This window comes from Bacteroides caecigallinarum (genome assembly GCF_016901995.1).
Taxonomy (GTDB): domain Bacteria; phylum Bacteroidota; class Bacteroidia; order Bacteroidales; family Bacteroidaceae; genus Phocaeicola; species Phocaeicola cellulolyticus.
In genome coordinates this window covers 1-363 of the sequence record NZ_JACJLE010000170.1, presented here as the reverse complement: position 1 = coordinate 363, position 363 = coordinate 1, and the positions used below count along the sequence as shown (strand labels likewise).

Here is a 363-nt window from a genome sequence, read left to right as displayed (position 1 = left end):
CAATCCTGTCCTTAGAGTGGAAATTCCTAAGGATAACGGCAAGATGCGACAGTTAGGAATACCGACCGTTGTAGACCGACTGATACAGCAAGCCATCACCCAAGTACTGCCCCCCATCTACGAATTTCAGTTTAGTCGGAACAGTTTCGGTTTCCGTCCGAGACGTGGTTGTCATGCTGCATTACGCAGGGCGAAAGACATCGTCAATTCAGGCTACAAATATGTAGTAGACCTTGACCTCGAGCGATTCTTCTATACCGTATGCCACAGTCGTCTGATAGAAATACTGAGCCGTACAATAAAGGATGGAAGAGTGGTTAGTCTTATACACAAATATCTCCGCAGCGGAATCCTGAATCATGG

1 protein-coding gene is annotated in these 363 nt (G+C 46.6%); it reads left to right on the top strand.

Features of this window, described 5'->3' with window-relative positions:
* On the top strand, window positions 1-363 hold a 363-nt coding region (locus H6A61_RS16330), incomplete at both ends, for a reverse transcriptase domain-containing protein (protein WP_262897258.1).